The following is an 18850-nucleotide window of genomic DNA, read 5'->3' on the forward strand; positions in this document are numbered from 1 at the left end:
CCCCTTCCCCTCCGCCAACGATCCCGCCCCCATGAAGAAATTTGGCAAGGCCCTGCTCGCCCTGCTCGTGCTGCTGTTGCTGGCCGCCGCGCTGTTCCTGTACTGGCCGCTGACCCAGCGCTCGGTGCCCGCCGCCAGCAACGACAAGCCCGTCGACGTTGTGCTGGTCGGCGCCGGCATCATGAGCATCACCCTGGCCACCTACCTGCAGGAACTGCAGCCGGACTGGAACATCCAGGTCTACGAACGCCTCGACGGCGTCGCCGGTGAAAGCTCCGACGGCTGGAACAACGCCGGCACGGGCCACTCGGCCTTCGCCGAACTGAACTACACCCCGGAACTGCCCGACGGCAGCATCGAGACCAAGCGTGCGGTTGGCATCGCCGAATCGTTCGAGGTCTCGCGCCAGTTCTGGTCGCACCAGGTGAAGGAAGGCCGGCTGAGCCAGCCCAGCGACTTCATCAACCCGACCCCGCACATGAGCTTCGTCTGGGGCGATGACAACATCGCCTACCTGCACAAGCGCCAGCAGGCCCTGGTGAAGAATCCGCTGTTCTACGGCATGCAGTACTCCGAGGATCCGGCACAGATCAAGCAGTGGGCACCGCTGCTGATGGAAGGCCGTGACCCGAAGCAGAAGGTCGCCGCGACCTGGATGCCGCTGGGCACCGACGTCAACTTCGGAGTGATCACCCGCCAGCTGACCACCGGCCTGCAGCGCAGCCCGAACTTCAGCCTGCACCTGAACCACGAAGTGAGCGCGCTGCGGCAGAACGCTGACAAGAGCTGGAACGTGACCGTGAAGGACCTCAAGGCCGGAACCGAGTCCACCACCCACGCCCGCTTCGTGTTCATCGGTGCCGGTGGCGCCGCGCTGAAGCTGCTGCAGATGTCCGGCATTCCGGAATCGAAGGACTACGCCGGCTTCCCGGTCGGTGGCCAGTTCCTCGCCTTCCAGGGCCAGGACGTGACCTCGCGCCACGGTGTGAAGGCCTACGGCATGGCCGAAACCGGTTCGCCGCCGATGTCGGTGCCGCACCTGGATGCGCGCAAGCTGGACGGCAAGCCGGTGGTCCTGTTCGGGCCGTTCGCGCTGTACAGCACCAAGTTCCTCAAGCACGGCTCGTGGTGGGACCTGTACTCCTCGGTCACCCACAACAACGTTGGCCCGATGCTGGAAGTGGGCAAGGACAACCTGGACCTGGTGCAGTACCTGATGGCCCAGGCACGCCTGAACGATGCCGATCGCCAGGCCGAACTGGTCAAGTACTTCCCCAATGCCAAGCCGGGCGACTGGAAGCTGGTCACCGCCGGCCAGCGCGTGCAGATCATCAAGCGTGATCCGCTGAAGGGCCCGGTGCTGCAGTTCGGTACCGAGATCGTGACCGACAAGGACCACACCATCGCCGCCCTGCTCGGTGCCTCGCCGGGTGCATCGACCTCGCCGCCGATCATGCTGGACCTGATGGCCAAGGCCTTCCCGGACCAGATGAAGGCCGGCTGGGAAACCCGCCTGCGCGAGATCGTGCCGTCGTACGGGCGCAAGCTCAACGACAACGCCGCGCTGGTCAACGAGATCCGCACGCTGACCAGCCAGACCCTGCGCCTGCCGTACCTGGAGGTGCCGGTGGACGCCAATGCGGCGGCTCCGGCCCCGGCGGTAGTGCCGGCAGCCGTTCCGGCACCAGCCAAGGAAAAGCGCAACGCCAACGAGGAACTGCAGGCGCTGTAAGCCTGGCAGATTCCCTGCAGCAGACACGGACGGCCACCTTCGGGTGGCCGTTCGCGTTTGGGCCGCTCCCTGCTGCAGAAAGCGATGCCCGGCGCCGCGAATCCTATGCACAATGACGCGAATTGTAATGTTGTTAAGAATTATTTACATTTGCGCCCTGCGCAGTGACCGCGCCCCTCCCAGATGGACCTGATGTGCCCGAAGCCGCCGCCCCGGGTGCTGGACGACTGTTGCCGCCCCCTTCCCGTCTCCGAGCTTCGAACCCACCATGTCCCTGACGTTCCGTAACCGCCTGCCCCGCCGTGCGCTGCTGCCGGCTGCCCTGCTCTCTTCGCTCGCGCTGGTCGCGTCTCCGGCGTTCGCCGAGGCCGCCGCCGATGCATCCGATGCCAAGACCCTGGACCGGGTCAGCGTCCGTGCCGAGCAGTCCGCTCCGCCATCCAGCACCACCCGCCTGCCGATCACACTGCAGGAAACCCCGCAGTCGGCCACTGCGATCAGCCTGAAGCGCCTGCAGGACGAATCGCTGTTCAGCATCAACGACGTGATGCGCAACGTCACCGGCGTCAGCGTGTCCTTCTATGACACCCAGCGCCCGCTGTACTACGCACGCGGCTTCGCCATCACTGACTTCCAGGTCGACGGCATCCCGACCTACAGCGGTTCCACCAACCAGGAATACGACACCGCCTTCTACGACCGCATCGAAGTGATCCGCGGTGCCAACGGCCTGCTCAGCGGCGCCGGCGTGCCGTCGGCCACGGTGAATCTGCTGCGCAAGCGGCCGGGCAAGGAGTTCGATGCCTCGTTCGCGGTCAGCGCCGGCAGCTGGGACTATCGGCGCATGGAGGCGGACGTGACCGCGCCGCTGACCGATGACGGCCGTTTCCGCAGCCGCGTGGTCGCCGCCTATACCGATCGTGGCCTGTACTACGACCGCTACGACGAGAACAAGATGGCCGGCATGGCGGTGCTGGAAGGCGACGTCACCGACAGCACCACGATCACCCTCGGTTACCAGAGCCAGGACAACAATCCGACCGGCTCGACCTGGGGCACCGTGCCGTTCTTCGACAACCAGGGCAACTTCGCGCACCTGCCGCGTTCGACCAACCTGTCGCCGAAGTGGAGCTACTGGAAGCGCGAAAGCAATACCGCCTTCGCCAACCTTGAACAGCGCTTCGGTGACAACTGGCTGCTGAAGATCAACACCGCCTACACCCGCGGCAACGTGCAGAATGTGCGCCTGTACGGCACCGGCAACCCGGACCCGGTGACCGGCTCGGGCATCTTCCTGCGCGCGGCCGCCGGTGATTCGAAGGACACCCGGCGCAACGTCGATGCTTACCTGACCGGCAGCTTCGATCTGTTCGGCCGCGACCACGATGTGACCCTCGGCGCACAGTGGTCGGACCTGGAAGGCACCACCAACACCCTGGCGCTGAACTTCCCGAACGATTGGGCACGCTGCGGCGGCGAACGCTGCTACTACATTCCCAACGTGTACAGCTGGAACGGCGACATCTCCGAGGTCACCTACCGCCGTACCGGCGCGCGCCGCGTGGCCAAGACCACGCAGAGTGGCATTTACCTGGCCACCCGCCTGCGCCTGGCCGATCCGCTGTCGCTGATTGCCGGCGCACGCCTGAGCCGCTGGGAAACCCTCAGCCGCTCCTACAACGCCGCAGGCGCCTACACCGGCACCAGCGGTGCATACAAGGTGAGTGATGAAGTCACCCCGTACGTGGGCCTGGTCTACGACATCACGCCGAACGTCTCGGCGTACGCCAGCTACACCGAGATCTTCAACCCGCAGAACTTCAAGGACCGCAACGAGAACCTGCTGGCGCCAGTACAGGGCTCGAACCTGGAAGCGGGCATCAAGACGCAGTGGTTCGATGGCCGCCTCACCGCCAATGCCGCCGTGTTCGAAGCCAAGCAGGACAACTACGCGGTGCGTGACATGGGCGTGCCGGAGGGTTCGCTGAGCGATGGCACCTCCGCCTACGTCGGCGTCAACGGCACCAAGGCGCGCGGTTGGGAGATGGACGTCAATGGCGAGATCGTGCCGGGCTGGATGGTCAATGCCGGCTACACCCACGTCAAGGTCACCCGCGCCGCCACCGATCTGCTGTACGCCAACCCGCCGAAGGACCTGTTGCAGCTCAACACCCAGCTGCAGCTGCGCGGTGCGCTGGAACGCCTGAGCGTTGGCGGTGGCGTGCAGTGGCAGAGCAAGGTGCAGGGCTACAACATCGCCTACCCGCTGGGCGGCACGGTGACGGTGAACCAGCCGGCCTACATGCTGGTGCAGTTCAACGCCAACTACCGCATCAGCGACAACTGGACGGCAACCCTGAGCGTGCGCAACGCACTGGACAAGACCTACTGGGCGAATCTGGACTACAACAACTACGGCGAACCGCGCTTCGTGTCGGCCAGCCTGCGCTGGAAGTTCTGAGCCACCAGAAACGGTAGTGCCGGCCGCTGGCCGGCTCCAAGCGATGCATCGATGACGCGGAGCCGGCCAGCGGCCGGCACTACCCCGATCGATGCGGGTCATCCTCCATTTCAATCTGAATGGGCCCGCCTTCGCGCGGGCCCCGCTTTTTGCTGCAGTGCGGGTTGCATGCCCGACTGTAATTATGCCGTAATTACGTCGACACCAATCGGAAGCCGGTCGATGAACCCGAGCTGGGATACGTTGGAACGCAGCCGCCAGGCCCGCCTGGAACGTGCCGCGCCGTGGGCCCGGGGACGTGAGGTCGCCGCCACCGACGTGGGCGAGCTGCTGCACGCACTGCTGGAGCCGGGCGACAAGGTCTGCCTGGAAGGCAACAACCAGAAGCAGGCCGACTTCCTCGCCCAGTGCCTGGCTGACCTCGATCCCGCGCGGGTGCATGACCTGCACATGGTGCAGTCGGTGCTGTCGCTGCCCTCGCACCTGGATGTGTTCGAACGCGGCATCGCCTCGAAACTGGACTTCTCGTTCTCCGGCCCGCAATCGGTGCGGCTGGCCAACCTGGTGGCCGAAGGGCGCATCCAGATCGGTGCCATCCACACCTACCTGGAACTGTTCGGCCGCTACTTCATCGACCTCACGCCCCGCGTAGCGCTGGTCGCCGCGCAGGCGGCCGACCGCCACGGCAACCTCTATACCGGCCCCAACACCGAAGACACGCCGGTGATCGTCGAAGCAACCGCGTTCTGTGGCGGCATCGTCATCGCCCAGGTCAACGAGATCGTCGACACCCTCCCCCGCGTCGACATTCCGGCTGACTGGGTCAACTTCGTGGTGCAGGCGCCGAAGCCGAACCATATCGAACCGCTGTTCACCCGCGACCCGGCGCAGATCTCCGAGATCCAGGTGCTGATGGCGATGATGGCGATCAAGGGCATCTACGCCGAGTACGGCGTCAACCGCCTCAACCATGGCATCGGCTTCGACACCGCGGCCATCGAGCTGCTGCTGCCGACCTACGCCGAATCGCTCGGGCTGAAGGGAAAGATCTGCCAGCACTGGGCGCTCAATCCACACCCCGCACTGATTCCGGCGATCGAATCGGGCTTCGTCAAATCGGTGCATTCGTTCGGTTCCGAACTGGGCATGGAGAAGTACATCGCCGCACGCAGCGATGTGTTCTTCACCGGTGCCGATGGCTCGATGCGCTCCAACCGCGCGTTCTCTCAGACCGCCGGCCTGTATGCCTGCGACATGTTCATCGGTTCCACCCTGCAGATCGACCTGCAGGGCAACAGCTCCACCGCCACGCGCGACCGCATCGCCGGCTTCGGTGGCGCACCGAACATGGGCTCCGATGCACGTGGCCGCCGCCATGCCAGCGAGGCCTGGGTCAAGGCCGGCCAGCAGGCCGCACGCCCCGGTGAGATGCCGCGTGGCCGCAAGTTGGTGGTGCAGATGGTGGAAACCTTCCGCGAACACATGGCACCGGCCTTCGTCGATCGGCTGGACGCCTGGGAGCTGGCCGAGCGCGCGGACATGCCGCTGCCACCGGTGATGATCTATGGCGACGACGTCAGCCATGTACTGACCGAAGAAGGCATCGCCAACCTGCTGCTGTGCCGCACCCCTGAAGAGCGCGAACAGGCGATCCGCGGCGTGTCCGGCTATACCGCCGTGGGCATGGGGCGCGACCGCGCGATGGTGGAGAACCTGCGCGACTGCGGCGTGATCCGCCGTCCCGATGACCTCGGCATCTCCGTGCGCGATGCCAGCCGTGACCTGCTTGCGGCGCGTTCGGTGAAGGACCTGGTGCGCTGGTCCGGCGGCCTGTACGACCCGCCCAAGCGCTTCCGCAACTGGTAAGGGGCTGAGCATGGAAACCCTCGACTATCGATTCGAAGGACACACGGCGGTGCAGTTTCCGCGCGATGCAGTGCTGGTCGGCGTACTGGCCTCGGGCAACCTGGAAATCCTGCTGGAACCGGCCGCACTGGACGGCGCGATGACGGTGCGCATCATCACCGCCGCGCAGGGCTTTGGCCGCGTCTGGGAGGCGGTGATCGGTGATTTCGCACAGCGCCATTCGCTGCGCGATGTGCGCATCTCGATCAACGATGCCGGCGCAACCCCGGCGGTAGTCAGCCTGCGCCTGGACCAGGCGGTGGAAACGCTGCTTGCTGGAGATCCACGATGAACCGGACGCAGCGCCACAGTTACTACGAAGCCGATGCACGCGAGCGCATCGCCGGGCTGATCGACGCCGGCTCGTTCCGTGAATTCCTCGGCCCGGCGCGGCGGATGATGAGCCCGCACCTGGCACAGCTCGACCAGCCCGCGGCGTTCGACGACGGCATCGTTGTCGGCGAAGCCACACTGCGCGGCCGACGCGTGCTGCTGGCCGCACAACAGGGTGAATTCATGGGCGGCGGCGTGGGCGAGGTGCACGGCGCCAAGTTGACCGGGCTGCTGCACCGTGCAGCGGAAACCCGACCTGACGGTGTGCTGCTGCTGCTCGATACCGGTGGCGTGCGCCTGCACGAAGCCAATGCAGGGCTCATCGCCATTTCCGAGATCATGCGCGCCACCCTGGACGCGCGTGCAGCGGGTGTGCCGGTGATCGCGCTGATCGGCAGCGGCAACGGCGCCTTCGGCGGCATGGGCATCGTCGCCCGCTGCTGCAGCACGGTTATCATGTCCGAAGAGGGGCGCCTGTCGCTGTCCGGCCCGGAAGTGATCGAAACCGTGCGCGGCGTGGAAGAGTTCGATTCCCGCGATCGCGCGCTGGTCTGGCGCGTAACGGGAGGCAAGCACCGCTACCTGATCGACCAGGCACAGGTGCTGGTGCCCGATGCCATCGAGGCCTTCGCGCAGGCGGCCAGCAACGCGCTGCAGCCCGAGACCAGCAGCACCGATCCGGATACTGCACTGGCCGCGCTGCAGGAACGCCATCTGGCATTGAAGGCGCGCGTGCAGGCCTGGAGCGATTGTCGCGATGGCCTGGAGATCTGGGCGCGGCTGGGCATTGCCCACCCCGAACGCCTGCCACTGCTCGACACCGATGAATTCCTCATCGCCACCGCCGACCGGAGCCTGCCATGAGCATGCCGTTGCAGACCCTGCTCGATGCCCTGTTCCCGCATGGGCATGCCATTGCCGTGAACGATTCGGTGCTGACCGGCAGCGCCACCACCGAGGATGGCGAGGTGACCGTGATCGGTACCGCCGACAAACTCGAAGTCGGCGTGGACCACGCATTGGCACTGGCCGAAACCGTGCTTGCCAGCACCGCCGCGCTTCCACAGCGACCGATCGTGATGCTGGTGGACACCGCTGGCCAGCGCCTGGCGCGGCGTGACGAACTGCTTGGCATCAACGGCTACTTCGCTCACTTGGCGCAGACGCTGGATCTGGCACGCCGACGCGGTGCGCGGCTGGTGACCCTGGTCTATGGCGAGTCGGTCAGCGGCGGCTTTCTGTCGTTCGGCCTGATGGCCGACCACATCCACGCCCTGCCCGATGCACAGGTGCGGGTGATGGACCTGCGCGCGATGGCGCGGGTGACCAAGCAACCGCTAGAGAAACTGCAGGCACTCAGCCAGACCTCGCCGGTGTTCGCGCCGGGCGTGGAGAACTACGTGGCGATGGGTGCGGTGGAATCGCTGTGGGAGGGCGATCTTGCCCAGCACCTGCTGCAGGCGCTGCGCACGCCCGCCGAAGGCGACCTGCGTGCCGCACGCGGCGCACATCGCGGCGGCCGTGCCCTGGCGGCAGGGGTTTCATCTGCGGTGGCCCACGGCGATGCCTGAGCGGCCCGCCCGCCACACGCTGGCCTGGCTGTCGGCCGATGCCGACTGGCGGGCTGACGTGACTGCACAGGAACCACGCCTGGCAGCGTGGTTCGCGCAGGGCCTGCCGGCCATGGTGGCGCGCTGTGCGGCGGACGACCCCGACCCTCGGCTGCGCCTGGGGGTACCGCTACCGCCAAGCGAAGGCAAGCAACGGCTGGCGCTGCGCGTGGCCCTGCAGGTCGTCCAGCAGCTGCAACCTCCCCCTGCCTTGGATCACGTTCTCGCCGGCGGCGTTCCGGCGGATTGGCAGGCGGCGTTGCAGGCAATGCTGCGGCTTGCACCAGCCCGCGTATTCGGCGCCTTCGCATGGCAGCACCTCACCGGACTGCCCTATGTGCACGCGCGCTCGGACATCGACCTGCTGTGGCAGGTGGATGACGCGCGCCAGGCCGACCTGCTGGTCGAACGCCTGCAGCACTGGGAAAGCGCCTATGGGCATCGCGTGGATGGCGAACTGTGCCTGGTGGATGGTGGCGCGGTGAACTGGCGCGAATACGCCGGTCGCAGCCGCGAAGTACTGGTCAAACGCATTGATGGTGCCGCTCTGGAACTGCGCGAGGCCTTGTTCAACGCCACTGGAGTTGTCGCATGAACGCCGTCGTGAAGCGCGTCGCCCGGTCCACCCCGGCGGTGGACAGCGCGCGCCTGGGGCGCCTTGCCATCGCCAGCCTGCACGCCGAACTGGCCCTTGCCCCCAAACCGGGACTGGTTACACCGTTCGATCGCGGCAGCCACCACGACATGGATGCCGGCACCTTCCTGCGCAGCCTGTTCGCGTTGCGCCACTATTTCATCGCCGTGGCCGACGCCGGTGCCAGCGCGGCGCCGTTCCAGACGCTGCGCCGGCATGGCATCGCCGCCGAGATATCGATGCTGCACGCCACTGCGGGCATCAACACCCATCGCGGTGCGATCTTCAGCCTTGGCCTGCTGGTGGCCGCGTCCGCTGCCTGCTGGGGCCGCGCGGGCCGTGTCGCCGCAGCCGAGCAGGTCTGCCAGGAAGTGCGCCGTTGGGCGCCCGAGCTCGCCGACGCGCCTCTGGATGCGAACAGCCCTGGCCAGCGCGCGCGTGCACGGCACGGCGTGCAAGGTGTGCGCGAACAAGCGGCCGCCGGCTACCCGCTGCTGCGCGAAGAGGCACTGCCTGCCCTGCGCCACGCACTGGCCAGCGGCCTGCCACGCGAGGCCGCGATGTGCCAGACCCTGATGCAGCTGATCGCGTGCGTGGATGACCTCAACCTGCTGCACCGCGGCGGCGCCGACGGCCTGCGCTGGGCCCAGCGGCAGGCACGCACCTTCCTGGACGCCGGTGGCACCTTCGCGCCGGACTGGCAGGTACATCTGCGTCGCATCGGTGACGGCTTCGTCATGCGCAGGCTGAGCCCGGGCGGCAGCGCAGACCTGTTGGCCTGCAGCGTGTTCCTGCTGCAGCAGGAGCAGGCATGAGCCTGGCCCTGCTCTGCCCTGGCCAAGGCGCGCAGCACGCGGCGATGTTCGATCGCGTGCGCGATCTGGCTGCCGCGCGGCCGGTGCTCGATGCCACGAGCGAACTGCTCGGCCGCGATGCATTCGCCGCTGCGGCGGCCGACGATCGCTTCGACAATGTGCGGGCGCAACCACTGCTGTGCGCAGCAAGCCTGGCGCATTGGCAGGGCCTGCGCGAGATATTGCCAACGCCGACGGTGATCGCGGGTTACAGCATCGGCGAGCTGGCCGCACATGCCATCGCCGGCGGCGTCGATGCGGCCACCTGCCTTGCCCTGGCTGCGCAGCGCGCGCTGTTGATGGACAGTACCAGCCCCGCCGATGCAGGCCTGCAGGCAGTGCTTGGCCTGGAACGCCATGTACTGCAGCCGCTGTGCGATCTGCACGGAGCGCACGTGGCCATCGCCAACGGGCAGGACCATTTCATCGTGGGCGGCACGCACGCCTCATTGCAGCGGCTGGCCGATGCCGCGCGGCCGCAGGGTGCGGACATCCGTCTACTGCCGGTGCACGTGCCTGCACACACACCGTTGCTGGCAGCGGCGGTCGCACCGTTCGCTGCCGCACTCGACGCCTCGCCACTGCAGGCCCCACGCCTGCCGCTGCTGGCCGGCATCGATGCGCGACCGGTGCGGGATCGCGCAACGGCAGTCCACACGCTGTCGGCGCAGCTCGTGCAGACCATCGAATGGGCGCAGGTGATGCGCCAGGCCTTCGAGCGTGGCGCGCGGGTATTTCTGCAGCTGGGCCCGGGCAACGCATTGGCGCGCATGGTCGCGCCGGCCTATCCGTGCTGCGAAGTGCGCGCGGTGGAAGAGTTCCAGAGCCTTGAAGGCGCCGCGGCGTGGGTCCGCAGCGCGCTGGAGCGGCTGCAGTAACGGGTTCGAGCAGTACGTATCACGCAACACGCAGTACGTCGCCTTACCCCGGGATGGCGGGTCTCCATCCGCGCTGTACGTGAGTCACGTGTCTGGGAGGGCGCATGAGTCCACAAATCGCAACGATCATCGGTCTGGTGATCATGTTCATCGTCGCCACCGCGATGCCGATCAACATGGGTGCCGTCGCCTTCGCGCTGGCCTTCATCATCGGCGGACTGTGGGTCGACATGGGCGGCAAGGAGGTCCTGGCCGGCTTTCCCGGCGATCTGTTCCTGACCCTGGTCGGCATTACCTATCTGTTCGCCATCGCGCAGAAGAACGGCACCATCGACCTGCTGGTGCACTGGGCAGTGAAAGCGGTGCGCGGCCATATCGTGGCCATTCCGTGGGTGATGTTCGTGATCACCGCGGTCCTCACTGCGTTCGGTGCACTGGGCCCGGCGGCGGTCGCGATCATCGGCCCGGTCGCGCTGCGCTTTGCCAAGCAGTACAACATCAATCCACTGATGATGGGCCTGCTGGTCATCCATGGTGCGCAGGCGGGCGGCTTCTCGCCGATCAGCGTGTACGGCAGCATCACCAATGGCGTGGTGCAGAAAGCCGGGCTGGAAGTGACCGAGATGGCGGTGTTCCTGACCAGTCTGGGCTTCAACTTCATGATGGCGACGATCTGCTTCTTCGCCTTTGGTGGCATCGCCCTGCTGCGCCGTGGCTCGATCACCGCAGCAGGAACACTCGGCAATGCCGAGCTGGCGATGGCCGGTGGCCCGCAGGCGTCGTCGCGACAGTTCGCGATCGAAGGTCATGGCGCGCTGGTCGCGGCAGGCGGCGGCACGCTCAGCAATGATCCGGTGGCACTGGATGCGGTGAACCTGACCCGCGAGCGGTTGTTCACCCTGATCGGCCTGCTCGGCCTGGGCGTGGCCGCGCTGATCTACAACCTCAACGTCGGCCTGGTCTCGATCACCGTGGCGGTGGCGCTGGCGCTGTTGTCCCCGCAGAGCCAGAAGGGTGCGGTCGATGGCATCAGCTGGTCCACCGTGCTGCTGATCTGCGGCGTGGTGACCTACATCGGCGTGCTGGAACATGCCGGCGCGGTGGACTTCATCGGCAACGGTGTGTCCGACATCGGCATCCCGCTGCTCGGTGCGCTGCTGGTCTGCTACGTCGGCGGCATCGTCTCCGCATTCGCTTCGTCGGCAGCGGTACTCGGCGCGACGATCCCATTGGCGGTGCCGTTCCTGATGCAGGGCCACCTCAGCGCCGCCGGCGTGATCTGCGCGCTGGCGGTGTCATCCACCATCGTCGATGTCAGCCCGTTCTCGACCAATGGCGCACTGGTGGTGGCCTCGGCCGCGAAGGACGAGCGCGAGACCCTGTTCCGCCGCTTCCTGGTCTACAGCGGCCTGGTGGTTGCGCTCGGACCGCTGCTGGCCTGGCTGGTGTTCGTGGTGCCGGGCTGGATGTAACCGCCCAGCGGTAGTGCCGACCGCTGGCCGGCACTCTCATGAAGCCATCCAGCAATCATGGGTTGCCGGCCAGCGGCCGGCACTACCTGGCGGTACACTTCCACCATGGCCATTGCCCCTGCCCCGCGGTCACCGAAGAAGCGCGCGCCTCTGTACGAAGAGGTGGCCGAACACGTGCGCGAGCGCATCTACGATTACCGGCTGCCGCCGGGAGAATGGATCGACGAGCCCGCGCTGTGCGAAGAACTGGGCATCAGCCGCACGCCGCTGCGCGAGGCGCTGAAGCTGCTGGCCGCCGAAGGCCTGGTGCAGATCGATGCGGGTCGTGGCAGCCGGGTCACGCGACTGACGCTGGAAGACCTCAACCAGCTGTTCCCGGTGATGGCGATGCTGGAAGGCCGCTGCGCGCATGAGGCGGTCAGGCACATCGACGATGCCGGCGTGCAGCAGCTCGAAGATCTGCATGCAGCGATGGAAGCGGCTGCGGCCGAGGGCAACATCGCCGAGTACTACCGCAACAACTACCTGATCCACGAAACCGTGCAGCATTACGCGGGCAACCCGTGGCTGATCCGCATCACCCACGACCTGCACCGCATCCTGAAGATGCATCGTGGCCGTCAGCTGCTGACCCCGGGTCGCACCGCGCAGTCGTTGGCCGAACACCGCGAGTTGATGGAGTGCTTCCGCCGCCGCGACGCGCAGGCTGCCGAACGCACCATGGAACGCCATCTGCTGAGCCAGGGCCAGGCACTGGCCGCCTATGTGGCGGCAGGCGGGCTGCTGAACGTACCGGCGCCGTTGCCGACCGAAGGCGGCGGCTGAGCTGTTGAGGTTGCCGGCCAGCGGCCGGCACTACCGGCCGCAGCCAACCGCTGTTCTGTAGAGTCGAGCCATGCTCGACTGCCTTTCGATCAGGCACCGAGGGCTTGGAGCGAAGTGCAGTCGAGCATGGCTCGACTCTACAGAGACCTCAATCGCTGCAGCTGCCAGCACCACCGTCACTGCTGCCGCCGTCGCTTCCACAGTCGGAGCTGCTGTAGCTGTGATGACTGTGGCTGTCCCCGGAATAGCCGCCGGAGAAATCGGCGGGCCCACCGCCACTGCCATCGCTCCGCGCGGGTGAGCCATCGGCCGTGGCCACCGCCATGCACAGGATCGCGCCGACCAGCGGCAGCAGCCAGACCAGCAGCAGCTGCACCGCCCGCCCCCCGGCCGACAGGCCATCGCGCCTGACGATCACCACGGTAGCCACCACGTTCAGGCCCAGCACCAGCAGGACCAGCAGAAGGGCAACGATCAGCATTCGGCGACTCCGTGCCTGGACTGGAGGCATTATGGCCTTCCACCCCGATGTTGGCCCTGCCTGTCATGAAGATGGGACAATGTAGGGCGCGCCGGCCTGCCTCCGGGCCGCCGGCGCCCCCCGCACCACACGGAAGAAGAAGAACAACAACATGCTGAAAGTCATTTTCGATACCGACCCGGGCGTCGACGACGCCCTGGCCCTGCTGTACCTGCACAAGCACGCCCAGATCGACCTGATCGGCGTCACCACCACCTTCGGCAATGCCTCGGTGGAGTCGACCACGCACAACGCGCTGTACCTGAAGCAGGCCTGGGGCTTTGCCGCTCCGGTCGCGCGCGGTGCCGGTGGCCCGCTGCAGCCGGAAGCCACCCCGGAAGCCTGGCCGGTGCACATCCACGGCCACAACGGGCTGGGCAATCACCCGGTGCCGGCCAGCCTGGACGTGGCCGCCGATGCGCGCCCGGCCCATCAGCTGATCATCGACCTGGTCCGCGCCCATCCTGGCGAGGTGACCCTGGTCGCGGTCGGCCGCATGACCAACCTGGCCCTGGCCCTGCAGCAGGCCCCGGACATCGCCGGCCTGGTGCGCGGCGTGGTGATCATGGGTGGCGCTTTCCACGTCAACGGCAACATCACCCCGGCCGCCGAGGCCAATATCTGGGGCGACGCCGAAGCCGCCGACGTGGTGTTCACCGCCAGCTGGCCGGTTACTGCGATCGGTCTGGACGTGACCACCCGCGTGGAAATGGACCGTGACGGCCTGGACACGCTGGCTGCCATCGGCGGTGCCGACGCCGAGCTGGTGCGTGCGCTGTCGCAGGACTACGTGGACTTCTACCTGCAGGCCGGCCACAAGGGCATGGTCGTGCACGACTGCTGCGCGTGCATCGCGCTGACCCGCCCGGAGCTGTTCCAGTTCGAGCGCGCCAGCGTGCGCGTGGCCACCGACGGTGTCGCCCGCGGCATGACCATTCCCAAGCCGGAAGGCCTGGCGTTCGGTCCCAGCGTGTGGGATGGCCACGTGGTGCAGTCGATTGCCATCGGCGTGGATGCGGCCGCGGTACTGGCCGACATCGAGCAGACCCTGAAGGTCTGACCCGCTAGCGCTTGGCCCTGCCCGGGACCGTCTCGGGCAGGGTCCACAGCACCGGCAGCACCAGCACCGCCACCAGCGCGATCATCGCGCCCGGCGCCGCTGCCCAGCCGCTGCGCTCCACCCACCATTGCGCCAGCCAGGGCGTTGCGCCGCCGAAGAAGGCGGTGGCCATGGTCACCCCCAGTGCCAGCCCGCTGACCCGGCCTTCGCCGGGGAACTGCTCGGCCGTGGCCGGGGCCGCGACCGCGCTCACGCCACCGGCCACGCAGGCCAGCAGCATCGCGGCCAGCGCGATGCCCAGCGGCGCCGCCTGTGCCATCCAGGCGAACAGGGACAGCGGCAACAGCGCTGCCAGCACCGTCAGGCCCAGCAGCATCGGCCGCCGCCCGACGCGGTCGGACAATGCGCCGCACAGCGGCGTGATCACGATCACGGCCACCGCCGCAATCGTCGACAGCCACAGTGCATCACCTTCGTCATGACCCTGCGCATGCAGGAATGCCGGCACATAGGTGATGCCGACGTAGTAAGTGATCGATCCCAGCGCCGAAATCGCAAACGTGCGCGCTACCGCCAGCGGGTGGTTACGCAATACGTGGCGAAGCGGCGTAGCCGGAATACTGCCCTCGCGACGCTGGCGTTCGAACTCCGGCGATTCGTGCATGCCCGAGCGCGCAACCAGGATCACCAGTGCCAGCGCGGCACCGAAGAAGAACGGAATGCGCCAGCCCCAGCTGTCCAGCTGCGCCGTGGGCAGCAGCGCAACCGTAAGCGCCGAGATCGCCACCGCCAGCAGCGCGCCCACCTCGCTGGCCGCCGATGCCAGCGAGGTCACCAGGCCGCGTCGCCGTGCTGGTGCGCTTTCCAGCAGGTACGCCACCACGCCGGTGTACTCACCGCCCACCGAAAATGCCATCACGCAGCGCAGTACCAGCAGCAGCACGCCCGCCGTAGTGCCCGCCGTGGCCGCTGTCGGCAGCAGCGCGGTGGCCAGCATCGCCGCTGCCATCAAGGCCATCGATGCCAGCAGCATCCAGCGCCGGCCCAGCCGGTCCCCCAGGTGGCCGAAGCACAGTGCGCCCAGCGGGCGCATCAGGTAGGACACCGCAAAGCCGGCCAGGGTGACCAGCAGCGCCTGCTCGCCACCACCGAAGAACACCCGCGACAGCACCGTGGCGAAGTACAGGTACAAGGTGAAGTCGTACCACTCCACCACCGTGGACAGGCCGGCCACCCACATCGAGCGCTGCCGCTCGGCAGTCATTGCGTGTTCGCCTTCAACAGCCTCGATCCCGGTTGCGCAGGTTCGGGGAGGATGTCACGGCCGGGGTGAAATACCGGTCATCGGCTGTCCGTCGCCTGCATGTACTGGGTTTCATGGCCGGTGAATCGCTCACCGTCAAAGCCGAAGCAGAAGCGTCCTTCCTCGAACACGCGGTAGACCAGCAACGCACCATCAAGGCAGAACTGTTGCTGGTCCACACCCGTTTCCAGGGTCCCGTAGCCGGTGGCGTCTCCGCCCTTCCCCGCCGGGCCGGTGAAGGCATCGATCGGCAATGGCGTGGCGCGTCCGGTGCGGGTGTCGACCAGCACCAGCGTGCGCTGGAAGTACTCGGGACGATCATCGACCTGTACCAGCAGATAGTGCTGGTTGAAATTGGGCTTCTGATGCTGGAGAGCTTCTTCAATGGCGGCCCGGTGCCGCGCACCGCAGAAGTCGACCGGGCTGTAGCGGTAGCTGCAACCGTCGTGGTCGTAGGGCAGGTTCATGCCGGAATAGCTCACGCCTGCCTGGCTGCCCGCGTCATCTCCCGGCTCCGGCGTGCTGCACAGCAGCCACGAACGCTGCGCATCCTCGGGGTCGGCCAGCAGCTTCGGCTCTCGGCCCTCCTCGTAAGCCGCACCACCCGGGAAGTCCTGGCCGAAACGCTGGCGGACGATGGGACGTGCCTTCTCCAGCGGCAGGCCGATCCTGGCCCCCCGGAACGAAACGAACGTCATCGTCGGCAGGATCACTTCCTCCACCGGCAGCCCCTTCCATTGCCCCTGCACGCAGAACGTGGCGATCTCGTTCTCCCCGTCCTCCTTGCAGGGTTTCGGCGCGTTCGCAGCCAACCAGGGGTGGGCCGGGCGATCGGTTTGGTGATCGATGTACCAGCCGTCCAGCGCGCAGGTCGGCAAGGCATCGAGTAGCGGTGAGAGGTCTGTTGCGGTGGCCGGGGCGGCAAGCGGTGTGCCCGCTGCGGGTGCCACGGTCGACGCATCCGGTGTGCGCTGGCAGGCCGCCAGCGCGAGTAGACCGACCAGCAGCGCGACGTGGCGCGGACGCCGGATTGAATGCTGCGTTCCCTGCATTGCGTGTTTCCTGGTTTCGACACTCCCTGCAGATGATCGCCGATCCCGGGGCCGGGCAGGATTGCCATAGATCCGCGCCGTGCGTGGATGCTCTGACCGCGCCAATTACCCCGGCAGCTGCAGCTCCGCCCGCAGGCCGCCCCCCTCGCGGTTGTGCAACCGCAGCGAGCCGCCCAGCGACTGCGCCAGCTGCACCGCGATGGCCAGGCCCAGGCCGGTCCCGCCGGTATCGCGATTGCGCGAGCTTTCCAGCCGGTGGAACGGCGCCAGCACTGCCTGCAGCTGGCCCTCGGGAATGCCGGGGCCACGGTCGGAAATTCCGATCCACACCCTTCCGGCCTCATCGCGGCCCGCCTCGATCTCGGCGGCACCGGCGTAGCGCAACGCGTTGTCGACCAGATTGCCGACCACCCGGCGCAGCGGCTGCGGCCAGGTCTGCACGACCAGTCCAGCGGGCGCACCACCACTGACCGGCTTGCCCATGTCCTCGTAATCGCCGACCACACTGGCCAGGAACGCGCCCAGGTCCATCGACACCGGCGCGCCACTGGCGACGTGGCTGCTGCGCGCATAGGCCACGCCCTCACGCACCAGTTGACCCAGGTGGTCGAGGTCGGCCAGCAGCCGCTGCTGGGTGCTGTCTTCAGGCAGGGTCTCCACCCGGAGCTTCATGCGCGTGATGGGGGTCTGCAGGTCGTGCGAGATCGCGGCCAGGATCTGCAGGCGCTCACTGACATGGCCACGAATGCGTGCCTGCAGTGCATTGAGTGCGGCCGCCGCGCCGCCCACTTCCGCAGGGCCGTCTTCAGGCAGTGCAGGCCCGTCCTTGCCCGGCTGCAGATGCTCCACCGCATGCGACAGCTGCTGCAGCGGGCGCATGGCCAGGCGCACCGCCAACCATGCGCACACCAGCAGCAGCGCCAGCTGCACCAGCAGCACGGCGGGCAGCCAACGTGCCAGCGGCAGGCCCGACGGAGTGACTTCAATGGTCAAGGGTGTGCCGTCGTGCAGGCGCAGTTCCACCTCGAACCGCTCCGGCAGGCGAGCCACCTGGCGCGCCTGCAACGGATAGCGGTGCTGCAGGCTGTCGTCGATGATCGCCGTGACCTGGCGTGCACGATCGGTCTGCAGTCCCGGCCCAGCCGCAGCCGGGCGCAGCAGGTAACGGTAGGTGCGCCGCTCCAGCCGCGGCACCCAGGCATCGCGCTGGTCCTCGGGCAGGTGCTCCAGCAGCGCGACACTCACGGCCACGTCTTCATCGAGGTTGCGCAGCATCATGCTGCGGGTGGACTGGTAGCGTTCGAAGAACAGCAGACCGAAGGACAGTGCGTGGGCCAGGGCCAGTCCGCCCAGCAACACCAGCAGCAGCCGCGCCGACAGCGTGCGCGGCCAGCGTGGACGGCGTGCGGTGGTGTTCATTCGTCCGGTCCCAGCAACTGCACCGGCACGCTGAACACATAGCCTTCGCTGCGCACGGTCTTGATGTAGGTCGGCTCGCGTGCGTCGTCACCCAGGCGCTGCCGCACGCGGCTGACCAGCAGGTCGATCGAGCGATCGAACAGTTCGGCATCGCGGCCCTGGGTGAGGCTGAGCAGCTGGTCGCGGCTGAGCACCCGATTGGCGTGATCGAGGAACACGCGAAGCAGGCGGAACTCGGCGCCACTGAGCGGATAGGCGGTGTCCTGCGCATCCAGCAGGTGGCGTGCGGTGGTGTCCAGGCGCCACTCGCCGAAGGCCAGCTGGCGACCTGCTTCGCTCACCTGCAGATTCGGCGGCAGCATCCGGGTGCGGCGGATCACCGAATTGATGCGTGCCAGCAGTTCGCGCGAAGAGAAGGGCTTGGTCACGTAGTCGTCAGCGCCCATTTCCAGGCCGATGATGCGGTCGGTCTCGTCGTCGCGGGCGGTCAGCAGCACCACCGGCACCGCACGATGCTTGCCGGCGCGCAGGTTGCGGCACAGGCTCAGGCCGTCCTCGCCCGGCATCATCACGTCCAGCACCACCAGATCCACGGCATGGGTATCCATCAGCGCGCGCATGGCCCGGCCACCGTCGGCCTGGCTCACGCGCAGGCCGTTGCGTTGCAGGTAGTCGGCCAGCATCTGGCGAATCTCGCTGTCATCGTCGACGACCAGGATGTGCGGTACATGGTTCATTGCGTTCTCGATGAAGGCAGGGGGACAGCGCCGCGCGGCGCGGCCATGGTAGCGC

General features: G+C 67.3%; 17 protein-coding genes. 12 read left to right on the top strand and 5 right to left on the bottom strand.

Going from position 1 to position 18850, the window contains the following annotated elements:
* Positions 1 to 31 precede the first annotated feature (31 nt).
* The 11 genes from mqo to QRO95_RS10135 all read left to right on the top strand — a co-directional run bounded on the left by mqo (position 32) and on the right by QRO95_RS10135 (position 12704).
* Positions 32 to 1732, top strand: a complete 1701-nt coding sequence (mqo, locus tag QRO95_RS10085) for a malate dehydrogenase (quinone) (protein WP_032127613.1) — start codon at positions 32 to 34, stop codon at positions 1730 to 1732.
* A 268-nt stretch (positions 1733 to 2000) separates the two neighbouring features.
* Positions 2001 to 4193: a TonB-dependent siderophore receptor gene (locus tag QRO95_RS10090; RefSeq protein WP_285302458.1), complete on the top strand. Its 2193-nt coding sequence runs from the start codon at positions 2001 to 2003 to the stop codon at positions 4191 to 4193.
* 222 nt (positions 4194 to 4415) lie between these two features.
* Positions 4416 to 6059 carry a malonate decarboxylase subunit alpha gene (gene mdcA / locus QRO95_RS10095; RefSeq protein ID WP_285302459.1) on the top strand — a complete coding sequence of 548 codons (1644 nt, stop codon included), beginning with the start codon at positions 4416 to 4418 and terminating at the stop codon, positions 6057 to 6059.
* Positions 6060 to 6069: 10 nt separating this feature from the next.
* A complete protein-coding gene (gene mdcC, locus QRO95_RS10100; protein WP_032127616.1) occupies positions 6070 to 6390 on the top strand; it encodes a malonate decarboxylase acyl carrier protein in 321 nt (106 codons plus the stop codon).
* Positions 6387 to 7295 carry a biotin-independent malonate decarboxylase subunit beta gene (locus QRO95_RS10105; protein WP_285302460.1) on the top strand — a complete coding sequence of 303 codons (909 nt, stop codon included), beginning with the start codon at positions 6387 to 6389 and terminating at the stop codon, positions 7293 to 7295. Before mdcC ends, QRO95_RS10105 begins: the two co-directional genes overlap by 4 nt.
* A gap of 2 nt (positions 7296 to 7297) precedes the next feature.
* Positions 7298 to 8002 carry a biotin-independent malonate decarboxylase subunit gamma gene (gene mdcE / locus QRO95_RS10110; RefSeq protein ID WP_285302484.1) on the top strand — a complete coding sequence of 235 codons (705 nt, stop codon included), beginning with the start codon at positions 7298 to 7300 and terminating at the stop codon, positions 8000 to 8002.
* A complete protein-coding gene (gene mdcG, locus QRO95_RS10115; RefSeq protein ID WP_285302461.1) occupies positions 7995 to 8636 on the top strand; it encodes a malonate decarboxylase holo-[acyl-carrier-protein] synthase in 642 nt (213 codons plus the stop codon). The genes mdcE and mdcG overlap by 8 nt, the downstream gene beginning before the upstream one ends.
* Positions 8633 to 9490: a triphosphoribosyl-dephospho-CoA synthase MdcB gene (mdcB, locus tag QRO95_RS10120; RefSeq protein WP_285302462.1), complete on the top strand. Its 858-nt coding sequence runs from the start codon at positions 8633 to 8635 to the stop codon at positions 9488 to 9490. Before mdcG ends, mdcB begins: the two co-directional genes overlap by 4 nt.
* The gene (gene mdcH / locus QRO95_RS10125) at positions 9487 to 10407 is read left to right on the top strand and encodes a malonate decarboxylase subunit epsilon (protein WP_285302463.1); all 921 of its coding nucleotides are present in this window, start codon (positions 9487 to 9489) and stop codon (positions 10405 to 10407) included. The genes mdcB and mdcH overlap by 4 nt, the downstream gene beginning before the upstream one ends.
* Before the next feature lie 104 nt (positions 10408 to 10511).
* Positions 10512 to 11879 (top strand): SLC13 family permease, encoded by a 1368-nt coding sequence (locus QRO95_RS10130; protein ID WP_285302464.1) that lies wholly within the window; start codon positions 10512 to 10514, stop codon positions 11877 to 11879.
* 105 nt (positions 11880 to 11984) lie between these two features.
* Positions 11985 to 12704 carry a GntR family transcriptional regulator gene (locus tag QRO95_RS10135; protein WP_107433623.1) on the top strand — a complete coding sequence of 240 codons (720 nt, stop codon included), beginning with the start codon at positions 11985 to 11987 and terminating at the stop codon, positions 12702 to 12704.
* A gap of 148 nt (positions 12705 to 12852) precedes the next feature.
* Here the strand turns inward: QRO95_RS10135 and QRO95_RS10140 are convergent, their stop codons facing one another.
* A complete protein-coding gene (locus tag QRO95_RS10140; RefSeq protein ID WP_285302465.1) occupies positions 12853 to 13185 on the bottom strand; it encodes a hypothetical protein in 333 nt (110 codons plus the stop codon).
* Between the two features lie 151 nt (positions 13186 to 13336).
* On the opposite strand from QRO95_RS10140, the gene QRO95_RS10145 reads away from it, so the two are divergent.
* Positions 13337 to 14284, top strand: coding sequence for a nucleoside hydrolase (locus tag QRO95_RS10145; protein ID WP_032127622.1), 948 nt, complete (start codon positions 13337 to 13339; stop codon positions 14282 to 14284).
* A gap of 4 nt (positions 14285 to 14288) precedes the next feature.
* On the opposite strand, the gene QRO95_RS10150 is transcribed toward QRO95_RS10145, so the two are convergent.
* From QRO95_RS10150 to QRO95_RS10165, 4 genes are all read right to left on the bottom strand, one after another.
* On the bottom strand, positions 14289 to 15548 hold the full coding sequence (locus QRO95_RS10150; RefSeq protein WP_285302466.1) for an MFS transporter: 1260 nt from the start codon (positions 15546 to 15548) through the stop codon (positions 14289 to 14291).
* A gap of 77 nt (positions 15549 to 15625) precedes the next feature.
* The gene (locus QRO95_RS10155; protein ID WP_285302467.1) at positions 15626 to 16639 is read right to left on the bottom strand and encodes a hypothetical protein; all 1014 of its coding nucleotides are present in this window, start codon (positions 16637 to 16639) and stop codon (positions 15626 to 15628) included.
* A gap of 105 nt (positions 16640 to 16744) precedes the next feature.
* The gene (locus tag QRO95_RS10160) at positions 16745 to 18058 is read right to left on the bottom strand and encodes a HAMP domain-containing sensor histidine kinase (protein WP_071227777.1); all 1314 of its coding nucleotides are present in this window, start codon (positions 18056 to 18058) and stop codon (positions 16745 to 16747) included.
* On the bottom strand, positions 18055 to 18795 hold the full coding sequence (locus QRO95_RS10165) for a response regulator (RefSeq protein ID WP_285302468.1): 741 nt from the start codon (positions 18793 to 18795) through the stop codon (positions 18055 to 18057). The genes QRO95_RS10160 and QRO95_RS10165 overlap by 4 nt, the downstream gene beginning before the upstream one ends.
* Positions 18796 to 18850 lie beyond the last annotated feature (55 nt).

The sequence above is a fragment of the Stenotrophomonas maltophilia group sp. Smal13 genome, assembly GCF_030236855.1.
Taxonomy (GTDB): Bacteria; Pseudomonadota; Gammaproteobacteria; order Xanthomonadales; family Xanthomonadaceae; genus Stenotrophomonas; species Stenotrophomonas maltophilia_A.